Below are 16,642 nucleotides of genomic sequence, written 5' to 3' on the forward strand. Positions count from 1 at the left end.
AACAGTAAAAACAGTCGCTTGTGTCTGTGGTGCTGTGCGGATCATTGTCGTCGTGCAGCGCTTGAGGGCGTCAGAGGCGTTCAGGATGAGGAAAAAGCGCTCATCGCGAGGGTTACGCCTTTCGTCTATGCACTGTCAGTCAGCACCTGGCCCAGGCTTTGCACTGTCTTGATGCAGTCGTTGCTCTGCGCTCACGCAGAATCTTTTCAGGAGTGTGTCTTCATGCCACGAGCGCCCATAGATCACAGCGCGCCCCCCGAGGATGACGTGTCCGGTGAATCCCGGGCAGTGCACCCGGATGGGGAAGCGCCTGCCCCCGTTGCCGATGCCGATGCCACCGTCAATCTTGCTACCCGTCTTGCTCGCCATGCCGCAAGGCAGGGCACCAGGAGCCTGAGCCTGCATCAGCGTCTGACCCGTTCGCTTGAGGAGCTCACCCCGAATGAGCAGCGCATCGCGCGCTTTCTGCTCGCGCATCAGGATGAACTGGCGCTATACAACGCCGCGGAACTGTCACGTCTGACCGACGTCTCCAAGGCGACGGTCAGCCGCCTGTTCCGCCGTCTTGGATATCAGGACTTCCGTGAAGCGCGGGATCAGGCACGCAGTCTGCGTCAATCCGGCGTTCCGGTGGCGGCAGCGCCGACGGCAGACCATCACCAGCGTCACTATGAGCAGGAGTGTCGCAACCTGCGTCAGGCACTGGCGGCGCTGGACATGCTCGACATGGCGGCCTTGAGCAGCGCTCTGGCCAAGGCCGAGCGGCTGCAGATCATCGGCTTTCGCAATGCCTATCCGCTGGCGCTGCACCTGCGCCAGCAGTTTCTGCAGTTGCGCGCGCAGGTGGCGGTGTTGCCGCAACCCGGCCAATCACTCGGCGAGGAGGTCGCACGCCTGGGCGTCGATGACGCCGTGGTGGTTTTCGCCATGCGCCGGCGACCGCAGGGGCTGGCCCGATTGCTTGAATGGCTGGGGCAGGCGCCCTGTACGGTGCTGCTGGTCTGCGATGACAGCCTTAGCAGCATCCCCGCCGGTATCGAGCATGTCCTGCGCTGCCCGTTGGACAGCGTCAGCGCCTTCGACAGCTACGCCGCTGCCATGAGCCAGATCAACCTGCTGGCCACGCGCCTGTTGCATGACGACCTCGTCGGCGGGCGCAGCCAGATTCGCCGCGTGACCGATACCTTCGATGCGCTGGAGGAACTGGGCGACGGCTGATCGTCCAGCTTGAAGTGCTCCTGCCTTTCCTTTCTCCCTCTCTACCTCCCTGTGGGCCGCTAGCCTCGCTTCTGATCTGTGCGGCGGCCCGATTCGACTCGCCGCGCTCTGCGCACCCCCAGGGCGCATGCACCTCCCTGACTGCACCATCTGCTGCCATGTCGCTGGTGTCGGCGCCCTGATCGCGCCGCCAGGCGAAGGCGTTATCCGCGATTTCGTCTCCCGCAGGCGTGTGTCGTTTCTTCTCGTTGCTGCTCGCTGTTTTGCATTCGGGCGCGTGCTGAGGCGCTTTATCAAGCCCCTGCTCAGGCCCGTGAGCCGAAGGTGACTCTGCGCTGCCTGCAACTCGATCACCTTATTGAGCTTGTAGCGAAAGCTTTGGCACACCTGTTGCAAAGATTGATAAGGGAATCACTTGTTTCATTGGTCAGGTTCTGAAGACGGATGGGGCAGGGAGTCACTGGATCTGACTCGGCGAGACACTCGGCAAGACACTCAACAACAACCAACAACAATCCACTGCCGCAAGGCACCAGGTGCAGACGAGTCGTCCTCGTATCAGCGCCTGGCATTGACGGATACCGGAGTCGACCGATGAGCAAGCGTCACGAGAGCAAGGCCCAGCAGCGCGCCACACGGACAGGCAACAAGCAGCGTCTTGGCAACTGGGTTCGCAAGGGGATATTGCTGGCCCTGTGGGGCACGTTGGCGTCCACCGCCCTGAGTGCACACGCGGATGCACTGAGCGACATCAAAGATAGCGGGGTGCTGAAAGTGGCGGTGCCCCAGGACTTCCCGCCCTTCGGCTCGGTCGGCCCGGACCTCAAGCCGCGTGGCTACGATATCGACATGGCGCGCTATCTGGCAGACGAGATGGAGGTGAAGCTTGAGCTGGTGCCGGTCACCTCGGCCAATCGCATCCCTTACCTGCAGACCCGCAAGGTCGATCTGGTGATCTCGAGCCTGGGCAAGAATCCCGAGCGTGAGAAGGCGATCGATTTCTCCGATGCCTATGCGCCGTTCTTCCTGGGCGTGTTCGGCGAGAAGGGCAGTGAGGTGGACTCCGCGCAGGGGCTGAGCGAGAAGACCATCGGCGTGACACGTGGCTCGGTGGAAGACATGGAGCTCAGCAAGGTGGCACCGGAATCGACCACCGTGAAGCGCTTCGAAGACAACAACACGACCTTGTCGGCCTTCCTGTCAGGGCAGGTCGAGATGATCGCCACCGGCAATCTCGTCACCGCCGCCATCGCCGAACGCAATCCTGCCCGCGTGCCGGTCAGCGTGCTGCCGCTCAAGAATTCTCCCTGCTATGTGGGCATGCGTCATGACACGCCGGCGCTCAAGGCGCGCGTGAATGAGCTGATCGCCCAGGGAATCGAGGATGGCACGCTCAATACGCTCTCCGAGACCTGGTTCAAGGCGCCGCTGCCGTCACTGGATGCCTGACTCGAGACGTCACACGTCTGATCCCTTTGCCCGTGAGGCTTGATCGATGAATTATCTCCCGGATTTCCCGCGCCTGTTGCCGTATTTGCCCGACCTGATGGCCGGGCTGATGACGACTGTCTGGCTGACGGCGCTGACCACCACGCTGGGGATACTCGGCGCGGTGATGTGTGTCTGGCAGCGCCATCGTGCGCCGACCAGCCTCTTCAGCCGGCTGCTGGGCATGCTGGTGGAGCTGCTGCGCAACACGCCCTTCATCGTCCAGCTGTTCTTCATCTTCTTCGGTCTGCCGGCGCTGGGGCTGTCACTCAGCGCCGAGATGGCCGCGGTGATCGCGATGACGCTCAACCTGGCGGCCTACAGCAGTGAAATCCTGCGTGCCGGGGTCGATGCCACCGGTCGCGGCCAGTGGGAAGCAGGGCGGGCACTGGGGCTTACCCGCTGGCAGAGCTATCGCCATGTGGTGTTGATGCCGGCGCTGGAACGCATGTATCCGGCGCTGACCAGCCAGTGCGTGATCGTGATGCTGGGCTCCGCCGTGGTCTCCCAGATCAGCGTGGCGGACCTGACCTTCGCGGCCAACTTCATCCAGTCACGTACCTTCCTGAGCTTCGAGAGCTACGTGGTGACGGCAGGCATGTACCTGCTGTTGGCCATCGCGATGCGCGCCTTGCTCAACCGCATCGGGCGTCGCCTGTTCGGCTTTCGCCACCTGACGCCCGCCCCGCGTAGCCGTCTGTCTTCTCATGTCCTGAAAGAGGCCCACTCATGATCGACTTCACGCTGTGGGACATTCTGCGCAACCTGTTGCTGGCGGCGCGCTGGACACTGGCGCTGTCCCTGATCGCCTTCATCGGCGGCAGTCTGGTGGGGCTGGCGCTGACCTTTCTGCGCCTGACCCGCTGGCCGGGGGCGGCGCTCTTCTGTCGTCTCTATACCGAGCTGTTCCAGGGCACGCCGCTGTTGATGCAGCTGTTCCTTGCCTTCTTCGGCGTGGCGGTCTTCGGGCTGGATGTCTCGGCCTGGACGGCGGCGGCCGTGGCGCTGACGCTGTTCAGCAGTGCCTTCCTGCACGACATCTGGCGCGGCTGTGTCGAGGCGGTGCCCAAGGGGCAGTGGGAAGGGGCGCGGGTGCTGGGACTCGGCTACCTGAAGACCATGCGCCACATCATCCTGCCGCAGGCGCTGCGCATGGCCATCGCGCCGACCGTCGGCTTCTCGGTGCAGATCATCAAGGGCACCGCGCTTGCCTCGGTGATCGGCTTCGTCGAGCTGACCAAGGCCGGCACCATGCTCAACAACGCCACCCTGGAACCCTTCACCGTCTTCGCGCTGGTCGCGTTGCTGTATTTCGCCATGTGCTATCCGCTGTCGCGGCTGGCTCGCCATCTGGAGGCACGTCTCAATGTCACTGCTCGCTGAAGTTTCTGCGCTGGATAGCGCCTCATCCGACGCTGCTGTCTCCGAGAAGGCCGCCGTCACCGAGAGCGCTCCCGTTTCCGACAGCGCCCTTGATACCGAGAGCGCCAAGGCGCCGCTGGTCAGCCTGTCGGCGCTGACCAAGTCCTTCGGTGACGTGGCGGTCCTCAAGGGGATCGATCTCGAGGTGCGCCCGGGTGAGGTGGTGTCGATCATCGGTCGCAGCGGTTCCGGCAAGAGCACCTTGCTGCGCTGTATCAATCAGCTCGAACAGCATGACGGCGGCGCCATTCATGTCGCCGGCAAGCTGCTGGACGGTAGCGAGATGGACGCCGCCGCCCTGGCACAGGATGTCGGTATGGTGTTCCAGAGCTTCAATCTGTTTCCCCACAAGCGCGTCGGCGAGAACGTGATGCTGGCACCGATGCTGGTCAAGGGCGTCGCCCGCGATGTCGCCGAGCGCGAGGCCCGCGAGATGCTGGCCAAGGTCGGGCTGGGGGAGAAATTCGATGCCTGGCCGAGTCAGCTCTCCGGTGGACAGCAGCAGCGGGTGGCGATCGCACGCGCCCTGGCGATGCACCCCAAGGTGCTGCTCTGCGATGAGATCACCTCGGCGCTGGACCCGGAACTGGTCGGCGATGTGCTCAAGGTGCTGGAACAGCTCAAGCGTGAGGGCATGACGCTGATTCTGGTCACCCACGAGATGAATTTCGCCCGCGATGTGGGGGATCGCGTGATCTTCATGCATCAGGGGCGCGTGCATGAATCAGGCGACCCCGCGACGCTGTTTGCCAATCCGGCCACGGAAGAGCTGCGCCAGTTCCTCGGCGCGGTGCTATGAGCGCAGCGTCTTGAGAGAACAGCGGTGGACCACATCATGAGTCGAAAGGAGTCGCTCCCAGTGGACAAGCGTATCTATGTAGCGCCAGCACGTTTCCCGGGGCCGCGGGGACAGGGGCCGCTTGATGGTCAGAGACTGGTGGTGAAGGATCTGTTCGCGATCAAGGGCGAGCGCATCGGCCAGGGCAATCCTGACCTGCTGGCCAGCGCCCCCATCGAGCGGCACACGGCACCTGCTGTCCTCGCGCTTCAGCAGGCGGGGGCCGATTATCGGGCCCGCACCACCACCGATGAGCTGGCCTATAGCCTCAACGGCACCAATGCGCATTTCGGCACGCCGCAGAACCCACGTGCGCCGCTGAGATTGCCGGGTGGCTCGAGTGTGGGCTCTGCGGTGGCGGTGGCACGTGGCGAGGCGGAGATCGGGCTGGGCACCGATACCGGCGGTTCCATCCGCGTGCCGTCCAGTTACTGCGGGCTTTATGGGCTGCGACCGACCCATGGTCGTATCAGCATGACGGGGCTCAAGCCGCTGGCGCCGCGCTTTGACACCGTCGGCTGGATGACGCGGGATCTGGCGACGCTGACGCAGGTCAGTGAGGTGCTGATGCCGCCGGCGACAGCCACTCGACTGCCGGCTCGTATCATCCTGCTGGTGCCGGAAGGACTGGCCGCGGGGCCTTATCAGCGCCTGCTCGGGCCGCTGTCCCGACGCCTTGAATCACTCGGCTTTCAGTGCGAGCGGCGCATGCTGAGCCAGGCCTTCATGGCGCGCGCCAGTGAAGCCTTCCGGATTCTGCAGGGCTGCGAGATTCGTCGCACTCACCAGGCGTGGTTGAATACGCCGGAGCAGGGACCCGAATCGCGCTGGCCGCGCCTCAACCCGGATATCGCGGCGCGTCTCAAATGGTGCATGACGCTAAGCGATAGCGATGAGCAGGCAGCAGAAGCCAAGGCAGGTACCGTTCGCCGCTGGTATCGCCAGCAGCTGGCAGCCAGCCAGGCAGCCAGTCATCAGGAAGGCAGCGAGGCGCCAGCGGAGGCTGGCAGTCGCGCGCTTCATGCTCAGGCCGAAGCCACCAGCGAGGCGGTCTTCGTGTTGCCCACCACGCCGGGCGCCTCACCGCTGCTGGGTGCAAGCCTTGAGGTGATGGAGGCCTATCGTCATCGCCTGATGGGGCTCACCGCGCTGGCGGGCTTGAATGGCGCGCCGCAGCTGAGTCTGCCGTGGCTTGCCGACTCGGCGGCACGTCTGCCACAGGAAGCCGCGCCCCCGCCCTGGGGCGTGTCATTGCTGGGCCTGCCGGGACGTGATGAGAGCCTGCTGGCCTTGGCCTGCATGTTGGAAGACTGACCAGCATCTTGGAAAACTGACCAGCGCTGCCTTGCACGTGCGATCGCTGACATTGTCTGGAGTTGACCAGAAACGCCGCCTCCCGAAAGGGCTGCGGCGTTTCTGATGCTGGCGCTTGGGATTGAAGTGATGGTTCGTCAGCTGGCGGGGGTATAGGGATGCTCGCGCTGCCAGTGCTCGGCGATATCGATGCGCCGTGTGATCCATACCTTGTCATGCGACTGAACGTAGTCGAGGAAGCGTTTCAGCGCCGCGAAGCGTCCCGGGCGGCCGGCGATCCGGCAGTGCAGCCCGACGGAGAGCATCTTGGGCGCGGTGTCGCCCTCGGCATAGAGCACATCGAAGGCATCGCGCAGGTACTGGAAGAAGTCCTCGCCGCTATTGAAGCCCTGGGCGCTGGCGAAGCGCATGTCATTGGTGTCCAGAGTGTAGGGCACGACGAGATGCGGCACCTGCTCACCATTGGCGGTAGTCACCTCCATCCACAGTGGCAGGTCATCGCCGTAGTAATCGCTGTCGTAGGTGAAGCCGCCGTGTTCCACCACCAGACGGCGGGTATTGGGGCTGTCACGTCCGGTATACCAGCCCTGAGGCGCATGACCGACCAGCTCGCGATAGCTTTCCACCGCGCGTTCCAGGTGGGCGCGCTCATGGGCCTCATCCATGTGCTGATAATGAATCCAGCGCCAGCCATGACTGGCGATCTCGTGGCCATCCTCCAGGAAACGCGCCACCAGATCCGGATGGCGCGCCAGCGCCATGCCGACGCCGAAGACCGTCAACGGCAATTCCCGGCGCTTGAATTCATCCAGAATCCGCCACACGCCACTGCGCGAGCCATATTCGTAGATCGACTCCATGCTCATGTGCCGCGCGGGGTAGGCCGCGGCACCGATGATCTCGGAGAGAAACTTCTCGCTATCGCTATCGCCGTGCAGCAGGCAGTTCTCGCCGCCTTCCTCGTAGTTGAGCACGAACTGCACCGCGATCTTCGCGCCACCCGGCCAGTTGGCATGCGGTGGCGTGTCGGCATAACCGATCAGGTCACGCGGATACTCATCGCCCCACAGGGCATTGTCGGTGTCTGGCATCGTGCGGCTTCCTTGCGGGTGGATAACGAAGACAAGAGCGTAATGAAGAGCGAAGACAAGTGCGAAATGAAGTGCGAAATGAAGACCCAATCGCTCTCCATTGATGTGCAGGCTTTGTGCCATCACGGCGCATGGTGGCGGCGTCACGCTTGCATCCCGCATCAATTCGTCGGTGACCACCAGCGTGGCAGCAACCGTGCGACTCCCGGGCGCATGAAGCGGTCATCGATCAAGTGGATCACGCCCTGATCCTGCTCGCTGCGAATCACTCGGCCGGCAGCCTGCACCACTCTGGTGAGCCCCGGGTACAGATAGGTGCAGTCATCGGCATTCAATGGCTGGATGACCGGGCGCGGTGTGCGCGTATCGTCGCGTGAGTCGCCTTCAGCCTGTTGCGGCTGGCTACGCCGCTGAGCGTCGTTGTCCAGCCACGTGGCAAGACGCTGCTTGAGCGCTTCATTCTCGGGGCTGAAACCGGCCAGTCCCAGGGTGGCGATGAAGGCCCCGATCAGCCGCGAGCCGGGCAGATCGATCCCTTCGCCGAAGGCGCCACCCAGTACCGCGAAGCCGATGCCTTGTCCCTCGGGCGTGAAGCGCTGAATGAAGCCGGTGCGCTCCGCTTCCGTCATGGCGCGGGTCTGGCGCCATTGGGGAATCTCCGGCGCCAGCTGTTGCAGGGTGCTGGCGACCTGTTCCAGATAGGCGAAGCTCGAGAAGAACGCCAGATAGTTGCCCGGGCGGTGCCGGTATTGGCGCGCCATCAGCTCGGCGATCGGCCGACAGGAGGCGTCGCGATCCCGCAGGCGTGTCGAGAGCCGGTGACGACTGACCTGCACCTGGGTCGCGCTGAACGGGGAATCGACACTCAGCCAGACGGCGTCGTCCGCCAGGCCCAGCAGGCGATGGTGATAGGCCGGTGGATTGAGTGTGGCCGAGAACAACAGGGTGGCGTGACTGGCGCGCAAGCGGGGTGCTAGCCACGGCGCCGGGCTGACGCAGCGCAGTCGCGGCTGGATCTGACGCACGCTGCGCCCGCGGGCCTTGCGTGGCCGGGCTGCTGCTCCTGCTTCTGCTCCTACAGCCGATGCTGTGCCGGAACTCGAGCTTGAATCGCTGGTGAGTGATGCCTGCCGCGCGGGGGGAGTGGCGGCGAGTTCGACCTCGAACAGCGAGTGATCGCCGAAGCCTTCGGCGAGTCGCGCCAGGGTCAATGCCGCGAAGTAGGCCTCCATCATCTCGACATCGGGCTCCACACGGCGCCTGGCCGTGGAGGAGGCCGAGCCGGAGACTGTCGTTGCAGAGCCTGTATCGGTAGCACTCGGAGCAGCAGAGGAGGCATCGCATCCGATCAGGCCCAGCTGTTCGGGGGCTTGTGTGGCTGTGGCTTTCGCTGGCTGTTGCCTGGCCGCAGCAGGGTTTGCAGCCTTATCAGGCTCCGCCAACCAGTCGCCCATCGCGCCGGTCCATTGGCTCAAGGCCTTGAGGAAGTCGCCGGGCAGAGCCTCCAGCGCAAGGCGCTGCGCCTTGTGGCCTGCGTCCTTGCTATCGACCTTGCTCGCCTGTGTCTCGTCGTCAGTACCCAGCTTGAGCTGCTCCAGCGCTCGCCATTGCCGAGCCAGCGCGCGTGAGGCCGAGCGCAGCGGAGCCGGATGGCCCGTGCGGCTCAACTGCTTGAGCAGAAAGTGGAACTGGCGGGCGTCGAGTTCGGTGCTGTACATGCCGCGGGCGCGCTCGATGAGGTTGTGGCTCTCATCGACCAGCACCACCGTGCGCCAGTCATTGGCCTGGGTCAGGGCGAACAGCAGCGCATGACTGTCGAAGTAGTGGTTGTGGTCGCCGATGATGACATCCGCCCAGCGCGAGAGCTCCTGGGCGAGAAAATAGGGGCAGATGTCGTGGGCCAGGGCGTGGCGGCGTGTCGTCGCCAGATTCAGGGGGCGTTGGTCGGCGAGCGCGGCGTCGCGCGCCGCGGGCAGGCGATCATAGAAGCCGCGCGCCAGCGGGCAGGACTCGCCATGACAGGCGAGGGTCGGGTGCTCGCAGGTCTTGCTGCGCGCGCCCAGTTCCAGAATGCGCAGCGGTGTCGCCGGTGTCTTTTCCTGCCCCTCGCTGTCATCAGCGGCTGGTGCCAAGGTGGCCAGCGCGTCGAGTGCCAGCGCGCGCCCCGGGGTGCGGGCGGTGAGGTAGAAGAGTCTGTCCGTGCCGCTTGCGGGCATCGCGCGCAGTGCCGGATACAGCGTCGCCAGGGTCTTGCCGGTGCCGGTCGGCGCCTCGGCGAGCAGCTCGCGTCCGGTCATCACCGCCTTGTAGGCGTGCTCGGCCAGTTGGCGTTGCCCGGGGCGCCAGCTCGGCCACGGAAAGGCCAGGCGGCTCAGCGCGCTGTCGCGGGCACTGCGATGGGCCAGCTCATTGGCGGCGAACTCGCTGAAGCGTGCCGCCAGACGTGCCAGCTCCGCCTCCAGCGCCTCGCGGCTCCACCAGGCTTCCAGACGCTGCTCATCGTGCTGCGCCTGGCCTTTTTTTGGGTCAGTCTGCTCGTTCTGCTCATCCTTGCTGCCCTTGACGCCTCTGGGCGCATCCGCCGCGATGTCCAGATAGACCAGCGCCAGCGTGATGCCTTCGAGGTCTCGGCTGCGACACATCAGGGCACCGTAGACGCGCGCCTGGGCCCAGTGCAGGGCGCGATGGTGTGCGGGCTGGCGGGAGAGGTCGCCGCGATGGGTCTTGATCTCCTCGAGGCAGTTGCGCTTCGGATCATAGCCATCGGCTCGCCCACGGATGGTCAGGTTGCCGATGTCACCGCTGAGCGAGATCTCGCTTTCATAGTCCTTGCCGCGTCGGCGCACGATACGCTGATGACCACGGATGCCCTGCTGGGCGGTAGGCGATGGTGTGAAGCGCAGGTCCAGATCGCCCTCGCGCGCGGCAAAGGCGCACAGTTCACGCACCGCGATCCGGTAGCGTGCGGGCTCAGCGTGGGTCTCGTCCGCCTTGATCATGATGCTGGAGGTGCCTTGTGCCGGGAGCATTCGTCCGCTGAGGCCTCGGTCGCGCTCAGCCATTCGACGCGACACTCCAGCGCCGGGATCGCATGGCGTGCGAACAGGGCCAGCCATTGACGCTGGTTGTCCTGCAGACGGTCGGTGGGCGCCTTGACCTCGATCAGCCGATAACGGTCGCTGCTGTGCTCGGGGAAGAACTGGATCAGGTCCGGCAGGCCGGCGCGATGTTCGCGAGGGTTGGCCAGCAGGTGGCGGAAACAGGCTTCCAGATGCGCGGGTGGGATGCAGTCCAGTGCGTGGTTCAGCAGTTGTTCGCTCAATAGCTCCCAGTGCACGAAGGGCGCCTGAATGCCGTGTTTCTGCTGGTGGCGTTCACGGATCACCTTCCGGTAGCTTCCCTCCTTCAGACACGCGAAGCAGGCCTCGAAAGCGGCCTGGCGACGGCTGACGAAATCAGGGCGGTAGAGGTCTGCCGGGCCGGTATGGAAGGCGTGGAAGAAGGCCCCCGGCAAGGGGGCGAACAGCGCCTCCCAGCACAGCAGGGTGAAGAGCGCGGGAATCAGGCCATTCTCGACATAGAAGACCGGTGCCTCGGGCGTGGCCAAGGCATGGGCGGCCGCGCGCTCGACGCCGTGGATACCATCAGCCGCCGAGGTGGCAAGGTCGGGAACCGTAATGGTGATCTGTGGCGTGGTCGGCGCCTTGGCGCGCCTGGGCGCGGGTAATCCGAGGCCACGGCACAGACGCGGCAGGGCGCGTTCGAGTGCCAGCTGCTCATCCAGCGTGATCTCGGCGCGCGCCAACCGCTCGCTGGCCAGCGCGTGGGCTGCGCTGATATCGCCAGACAGCTCCAGTGCTCTCACCCGGCGCGGCATGGCCCGCGGGGCATACGCGGAGTCCTCGAGACAGGCGTACTGGCGGGCGGCCGCCTGATGCCAGCCCTGACGCTCGGCGTCGCGGGCCAGCGAGAAGCGCAGGCGGTCACGCCGCTGCGCCAGCCAGGCATTGGCGCGATCATCAATAGCACGCCCGTCAGTGGCACGAGCGTCAGTGAGCTGATGAGTCGCGGACGGCTCACTGTGGATCTCGTTTGCCGCTGCAGACGGCGTCGCATCCAGCGCCGCGACGATGCGCTGCCAGTGCCGCTCAAGTTCAGCGTTCGCAGTGCGGTCCAGCCGCTCGCTGGCTTGCTGCCAGTCCTCACGCAGTTGCTCCAGCGCCAGATAGCGATCCACCTCCCAGCGATGGGTGAAGGCGCGCGAGGCCGGCGACAGGGCGACCGTCTCGCAACGCAGCAGGCCCAGCTCGCTGAGTACGAAGTCCGACAGATTCTGGCGCAGGTTGCCGAAGAACATCAGGCTCAGGCGTCGCGACAGCTCACCCAGCCCGACACTCAAGGTGTCGGCGGCGGGGTCGTTCAACCACGCTGGCAGTGGCCGTGGCGTGACATCGCCCAGCAGCTCGCTGATGGCATCATGCATGCGACGCTTGGGCGTGCTTCTGGGCAGCTCGGCAAAGGCAGCCCGGAGGCGTGGCAAGGTCACCAGCGCCAGCATCTCGTCCAGACTCAGGTCGGCATTGTGGCGGCACAGGCCGTCAGGCGTGGCACTGTCGGCGAGCGGTGTGATCAATGGCTGGCTTGCGGCCTCGATCGCACCGATCTCGGCATAGTGCAGCTGCGAGCGTTCGAAATGATCGCCCTTGCGCATCAGCAGTCGCACCAGCAAGGCCCGCGACGCATCCGGCAGGCGAGTGATGGCGTCCACCGTGGCACGCTCCGCCTCTGTCAGCAGATCGGCGTGACACTGGCAGACCCAGTCGATCAGGGTGTCGAAGTTGGCCAGGTAGTAGCGCGGATTGTCGAGGGGAGCGGCTTGCATGGCGACCTGTCGAAGTGGCGGGCAGTGCGGCGGTTTGCCCGAAAGCATGGGGTTATATACAGTATATGGCCATCTGGCGCGCTGCAATCTCTTGCAAAGCCTGTCACGAGTCACCACCTGACTGTCATCCAGTGATAAAATCGTTTCATCTGCATGTCTTGAAAGCTTCATGACACGACAGGTGGGCAGACGTGGCAGCGCGTCGACCGCGATTCCTCCCCTCGGAGGCATTTCCGCGATGGTTCAGGATGGGCCATCGATCATCATTCAAGCAGGGCAGGAAGGCAGTCCATGTTTCTTGATCAGTTTCACCGGGTCGAAGATGGCCGCGTGCGGATCACCGCCGAGCAGGCAAGTCGTTTCGCCAAGCAGATGGCGGGGGATTACAACCCCATTCATGACCCGGACGCGCGACGCTTCTGTGTGCCCGGCGACCTGCTGTTCTCCCTGTTGCTGGCGAAATTCGGTCTGTCGCAGTGCATGACCATCCGTTTCTGCGGCATGGTCGGCAACGATGTGCCCTTGATCTTCGAAGCGCTGGACGCCCCCGACGAGAATGGCGTGTCCCTGCTGGTGCGCGATGAAGCCGGCAAGGTCTACCTGACGGTCGAGCGCAGCGGCGATACCACCCACGACGAGGAAGTGGTCGCCAATTTCACCCGCCAGTACATCGCCTTCTCCGGGCGTAACTTCCCTCACTTCCTGCAGCCGTTGATGCTGGAGAAGGGCGTGATGTTCAACCCGGCACGCCCGCTGGTGATCTATGACAGCATGGGCTTCTGTTTCGAGCGCCTGGATATCGCCGACCTGCACCTCGACTTCGTGGGGTCCTCGCTCGAGGTCAACGGCAAGCGTGGCGATACCCTGCTCGAGTTCAGCATCCATGATGGCGAGCAGTGCATCGGCAGTGGCTCCAAGAAGCTGGTCGTCAGTGGTCTGCGGGATTACTGTGCCGAGACCATGGATGCGTTCGTGGAGTCCTTCGAGGCACTCAAGCGCGAAGCCGAAGCCTGAGATAGCCGGTCAGTCTGACGCTTGTCGCCAGACGCCCCGCGCATGAGTCGGCAGTCATGAAGACGCCCGCCAGAGAATTCTCTGGCGGGCGTCTTGGCATCTGAATGTCACAACGCTTAATGTCACAACGCTTGTGAAGCATCGCTGGGAGTCGCCGGTTGTCATTGATCGCCAACTGGCTGGCTCACCGTGTGACCCTCTAACCGTGCTCAGCGCTTGATGCTGATCGGCGCCAGTGCATCGCCCTGGGGCGTGATGCGCCCGATGATGGCGCTGGCGTGATAGCCGGCGGCCTTGAGCGCGGCCAGACAGGACTCGGCTTCCCCGGGCGGCACACTGGCCAGCAGGCCACCGGCCGTCTGCGGATCGAACAGCAGCGGATAACGCGGATGATCGATGACGCCGGCCTGGTCCTTCAGGGCACGCTTGAGGCGCAGATTGGCCGGTTGCAGCGAGCTGACCACACCGCGGGCGACACAGTCCTCGGCGCCGTCGAGCACCGGCAGGGCATCGATCTCGAGCTCGGCATCCACGCCGCTGGCGCGGGTCATCTCGACCAGATGGCCGAGCAGACCGAAGCCGGTGACATCGGTGGAGGCGCTCGCCTGATGCGCGCGCAGAATATCCGCCGCGCGCTGACTGGATTGCTGCATGCTGTCCAGCGCGGCGTCGATCCAGCGGCCGCGGGCCTCCAGGCGTGCGTGCGCCGCCAACAGCGTACCGGTGCCGATGGCCTTGGTGAGCAGTAGCACATCGCCCGGCTGCATGCCGCCCTTGCAGGTGACGCCGGCCAGGCTTTCCTCCACCAGACCATTGAGCGCGAAGCCCAGCGCCAGCTCCTGACCTTCGCCGGTGTGGCCGCCGACCAGACTGCATCCCGCCTCGTTGAGTACCTCGGTCGCGCCTTGCATCAGCTCGCGCACCAGCGGTTCGACCTTGCGCTCGACCCCCTGTGGCACCGTGGCTACCGCCGTCGCTGTATGCGGCGCCGCGCCCATGGCGTAGAGATCGCCCAGCGCGTGATTGGCGGCGATGCGCCCGAACAGATAGGGGTCATCGATGAAGGCGCGGAAGAAGTCGACGCTGTGCACCAGCGCCTGTCCTTCGGGCACGCGTACGATGGCGGCATCATCCGGGGCATGCAGCCCGACCAGCACGTCCGGGTTCTCGCGCGGGGCCAGGCTCTGCAGCGCTCGCGACAGCACGCTGGCGCCGACCTTGGCCCCGCAGCCGCCGCAGCGCATCGCCAGTGCGGACAGGGCCTGGTGTGCCTCCTGCTCATCCAGCTCGGCGGTCAGGCGCGGATGCAGCTTGCCATCGCTGCCCTTTAACGCCTGCCAGGCAGCGCTGATACGCTGATGCACCCCGGCAAGGCCGCCGGTATTCGCGGCGTCCTGCATGCTGGGCAGTTCATTGAAGCGAGCCATGAACTGGCGGTCGATATGGTCCTTCCAGCGCCACAGCCACGGGCGCAGACGCGGCGCGACCAGCCCCAGGTTGCCGCGTGAGGCGATGGCGTCGCGATCCCCAGTGCTGATCAGCGCCAGCCAGCGCGACTGCGGGATATGCGCCTTGAGTGGCTCGCCGCGCACGGCCCGTCGCAGATTGTCGGCCAGCGGCCGCGCCTGACGCACGGCAAACACGCCGGCCTTCTCGCGGGGATGGTTGAGCTGATGCGCGATATCGCCCGCGGCGAAGATGGCGTCATCCTCAAGCGTCTGCAGGCTATCGCGAACCTTGAGGAAGCCATCCTCGTCCAGGCTCAGTCCGGTCTTCTCCAGCCAGCGCGCACCACCGGCCCGTGTCACCCAGATGGCCTCATCGGCCTGATGGCAGGCACCGCTGGCACTGATCAGCTGGCGCTGGGCGGTCGAGGATGCGCGTTCGACGGCCATGATCTCCTCACCGAAATGCACCTGGATACCGCGCTCGTGCAGGGTAGTGGCAAGCGCCTCACTGACCGTGTGCGCATGGGTGGGCAACAGACGCTGACCGCGGGTGATTAGCGTCAGGTTCGGCGCGAGCGCATCGGGCAACTCGGTGGCGAGGCGCTGCTGGATGGCCAGCAGCAGTTCGACCCCGCCGGCACCGCCGCCGACCAGCACGATATCGAGCGGACGCTCGGCGCTTCTGGCGCGCTCGAGCAGACTCAGCCAGCGCTGCTGGAAGGTGCTGATCGGCTTGACCGCCACCACGGGGGCGTCTGCGGCTTCAGGGTCACCGATACCATCGATGTGGGACAGGCGAGGCGTGGAACCGATGTTGATCGACAGCAGGTCGTAGTCCACCGCCGGGCGCTCGGCGCAGATCACGCGGCGCTCGCGGCGGTCGATGTCGATCACCTGATCGCGATAGAAGCGGGCACCGGCGAACTGACACAGCCGGCGCAGGTCGATATGCACATCGTCGAACGTATAATGACCGGCGACGTAACCCGGCAACATGCCGGAATAGGGCGTGTCGGTGTCACGACAGATGACGGTCAGGCGGACACCGGGCTCTGGCTGCATGGCAAAGCGCATCAGCACGCCGACGTGGCTGTGCCCACCGCCGATCAGGACGATATCACGCACGATAGGCGCTTTGACTGGCATGGAGGCGGACGGCATCGTGAATCTCGATAGTCAGTAGAGTAGGGAAACAGGAGCAGGGTATGCAGAGCCAGGGCGCGCCAGATGAGACCGGCGACAGGATTCGCAAAAGCAGGAGTCTAGCAACTTGAACTTTCTCGGTCATGCACGCCTGAGTCTGGCGGGCAGCGATAACTTCCTGTTTGGCAACCTGATTGCCGATGGCGTGCGCGGCAGTGACCTGAGCGACTGGTCGCCGGAGGTTGAGGCGGGCATCCGCTTTCACCGCCGCTGCGACGCGGTGATCGACGCTCATCCCGAGACACGCTGGTTGTTGACCCAGGTGCCGCCTTCGTCGCGACGTGTCGCCGGCATCGCCTTCGACATGATGTGGGATCACCTGCTGGCCGCCGAGATGCATGATGACGATATCGGGCGCCTCTATCGCCTGCTGGCGCGTGAGGAGGTGCCGTCACGCCTGTCGAGCCTGATCGAATGGATTCAGGTGCGCGATGCGCTTAGGCGTTATCAGGAGCTGGAGTTCACGCTCGCGACCATTGCCAGCATCGGCGAGCGCATGACGGCCAGACGCCGCTTACGCCAGACAAGTGATACCCGCCAGACAAGTGATACTCGCAATGGAAGGCATACGCACAGGGTGGGGAATCTGGATGCAGACGCCAATCCGCTGGCGGACTTGACGCCGTGGCTGGCGGATAACCGCGCGATGCTCGAGGACAGCTTCGCGCGGTTGTGGCCGGACATGCTGGCATTGCGCCAGCCGCCCGCTATCTGACGATCAGCC

General features: G+C 64.8%; 12 protein-coding genes. 8 read left to right on the forward strand and 4 right to left on the reverse strand.

Going from position 1 to position 16,642, the window contains the following annotated elements; translation table 11 throughout:
• Positions 1-222: 222 nt before the first annotated feature.
• The 6 genes from HA399_RS08015 to HA399_RS08040 all read left to right on the forward strand — a co-directional run bounded on the left by HA399_RS08015 (position 223) and on the right by HA399_RS08040 (position 6,280).
• Positions 223-1,218 carry a MurR/RpiR family transcriptional regulator gene (locus HA399_RS08015; RefSeq protein ID WP_404326768.1) on the forward strand — a complete coding sequence of 332 codons (996 nt, stop codon included), beginning with the start codon at positions 223-225 and terminating at the stop codon, positions 1,216-1,218.
• A 594-nt stretch (positions 1,219-1,812) separates the two neighbouring features.
• Entirely contained in the window at positions 1,813-2,667 is an 855-nt protein-coding gene (locus HA399_RS08020) for a transporter substrate-binding domain-containing protein (RefSeq protein ID WP_082388543.1), read from the forward strand.
• Positions 2,668-2,713: 46 nt separating this feature from the next.
• Positions 2,714-3,439 carry an amino acid ABC transporter permease gene (locus HA399_RS08025; protein WP_192838234.1) on the forward strand — a complete coding sequence of 242 codons (726 nt, stop codon included), beginning with the start codon at positions 2,714-2,716 and terminating at the stop codon, positions 3,437-3,439.
• Positions 3,436-4,089 (forward strand): amino acid ABC transporter permease, encoded by a 654-nt coding sequence (locus HA399_RS08030; RefSeq protein ID WP_077376658.1) that lies wholly within the window; start codon positions 3,436-3,438, stop codon positions 4,087-4,089. The genes HA399_RS08025 and HA399_RS08030 overlap by 4 nt, the downstream gene beginning before the upstream one ends.
• Entirely contained in the window at positions 4,073-4,927 is an 855-nt protein-coding gene (locus HA399_RS08035) for an amino acid ABC transporter ATP-binding protein (protein WP_404326769.1), read from the forward strand. Before HA399_RS08030 ends, HA399_RS08035 begins: the two co-directional genes overlap by 17 nt.
• 60 nt (positions 4,928-4,987) lie before the next feature.
• Entirely contained in the window at positions 4,988-6,280 is a 1,293-nt protein-coding gene (locus HA399_RS08040; protein ID WP_404326771.1) for an amidase family protein, read from the forward strand.
• A 137-nt stretch (positions 6,281-6,417) separates the two neighbouring features.
• Here the strand turns inward: HA399_RS08040 and puuE are convergent, their stop codons facing one another.
• The 3 genes from puuE to HA399_RS08055 all read right to left on the reverse strand — a co-directional run bounded on the left by puuE (position 6,418) and on the right by HA399_RS08055 (position 12,253).
• Positions 6,418-7,371 (reverse strand): allantoinase PuuE, encoded by a 954-nt coding sequence (gene puuE, locus HA399_RS08045; RefSeq protein ID WP_404326772.1) that lies wholly within the window; start codon positions 7,369-7,371, stop codon positions 6,418-6,420.
• Positions 7,372-7,532: 161 nt separating this feature from the next.
• Complete coding sequence (locus HA399_RS08050) at positions 7,533-10,433, reverse strand: helicase C-terminal domain-containing protein (protein ID WP_404326773.1); 2,901 nt, start codon at positions 10,431-10,433, stop codon at positions 7,533-7,535.
• Positions 10,367-12,253, reverse strand: coding sequence for a VRR-NUC domain-containing protein (locus tag HA399_RS08055; RefSeq protein WP_404326775.1), 1,887 nt, complete (start codon positions 12,251-12,253; stop codon positions 10,367-10,369). Before HA399_RS08055 ends, HA399_RS08050 begins: the two co-directional genes overlap by 67 nt.
• Positions 12,254-12,544: 291 nt before the next feature.
• Here HA399_RS08055 and HA399_RS08060 point away from each other — a divergent pair, with 291 nt between their 5' ends.
• Entirely contained in the window at positions 12,545-13,267 is a 723-nt protein-coding gene (locus tag HA399_RS08060) for a DUF3581 family protein (protein WP_054556084.1), read from the forward strand.
• A gap of 209 nt (positions 13,268-13,476) precedes the next feature.
• Here the strand turns inward: HA399_RS08060 and selD are convergent, their stop codons facing one another.
• The gene (gene selD / locus HA399_RS08065) at positions 13,477-15,840 is read right to left on the reverse strand and encodes a selenide, water dikinase SelD (protein ID WP_404326776.1); all 2,364 of its coding nucleotides are present in this window, start codon (positions 15,838-15,840) and stop codon (positions 13,477-13,479) included.
• 145 nt (positions 15,841-15,985) lie between these two features.
• On the opposite strand from selD, the gene HA399_RS08070 reads away from it, so the two are divergent.
• Positions 15,986-16,633 carry a DUF479 domain-containing protein gene (locus HA399_RS08070; RefSeq protein WP_404326777.1) on the forward strand — a complete coding sequence of 216 codons (648 nt, stop codon included), beginning with the start codon at positions 15,986-15,988 and terminating at the stop codon, positions 16,631-16,633.
• Positions 16,634-16,642 lie beyond the last annotated feature (9 nt).

Source organism: Cobetia sp. UIB-001 (assembly GCF_044789135.1).
Classification (GTDB): Bacteria; Pseudomonadota; Gammaproteobacteria; order Pseudomonadales; family Halomonadaceae; genus Cobetia; species Cobetia amphilecti.

Coding starts and splice junctions, on each gene's coding strand:
- HA399_RS08015 (WP_404326768.1), top strand. CDS start 223: ATGCCACGAGCGCCCATAGATCACAGCGCGCCCCCCGAGGATGACGTG.
- HA399_RS08020 (WP_082388543.1), top strand. CDS start 1,813: ATGAGCAAGCGTCACGAGAGCAAGGCCCAGCAGCGCGCCACACGGACA.
- HA399_RS08025 (WP_192838234.1), top strand. CDS start 2,714: ATGAATTATCTCCCGGATTTCCCGCGCCTGTTGCCGTATTTGCCCGAC.
- HA399_RS08030 (WP_077376658.1), top strand. CDS start 3,436: ATGATCGACTTCACGCTGTGGGACATTCTGCGCAACCTGTTGCTGGCG.
- HA399_RS08035 (WP_404326769.1), top strand. CDS start 4,073: ATGTCACTGCTCGCTGAAGTTTCTGCGCTGGATAGCGCCTCATCCGAC.
- puuE (WP_404326772.1), bottom strand. CDS start 7,371: ATGCCAGACACCGACAATGCCCTGTGGGGCGATGAGTATCCGCGTGAC.
- HA399_RS08050 (WP_404326773.1), bottom strand. CDS start 10,433: ATGGCTGAGCGCGACCGAGGCCTCAGCGGACGAATGCTCCCGGCACAA.
- HA399_RS08055 (WP_404326775.1), bottom strand. CDS start 12,253: ATGCAAGCCGCTCCCCTCGACAATCCGCGCTACTACCTGGCCAACTTC.
- HA399_RS08060 (WP_054556084.1), top strand. CDS start 12,545: ATGTTTCTTGATCAGTTTCACCGGGTCGAAGATGGCCGCGTGCGGATC.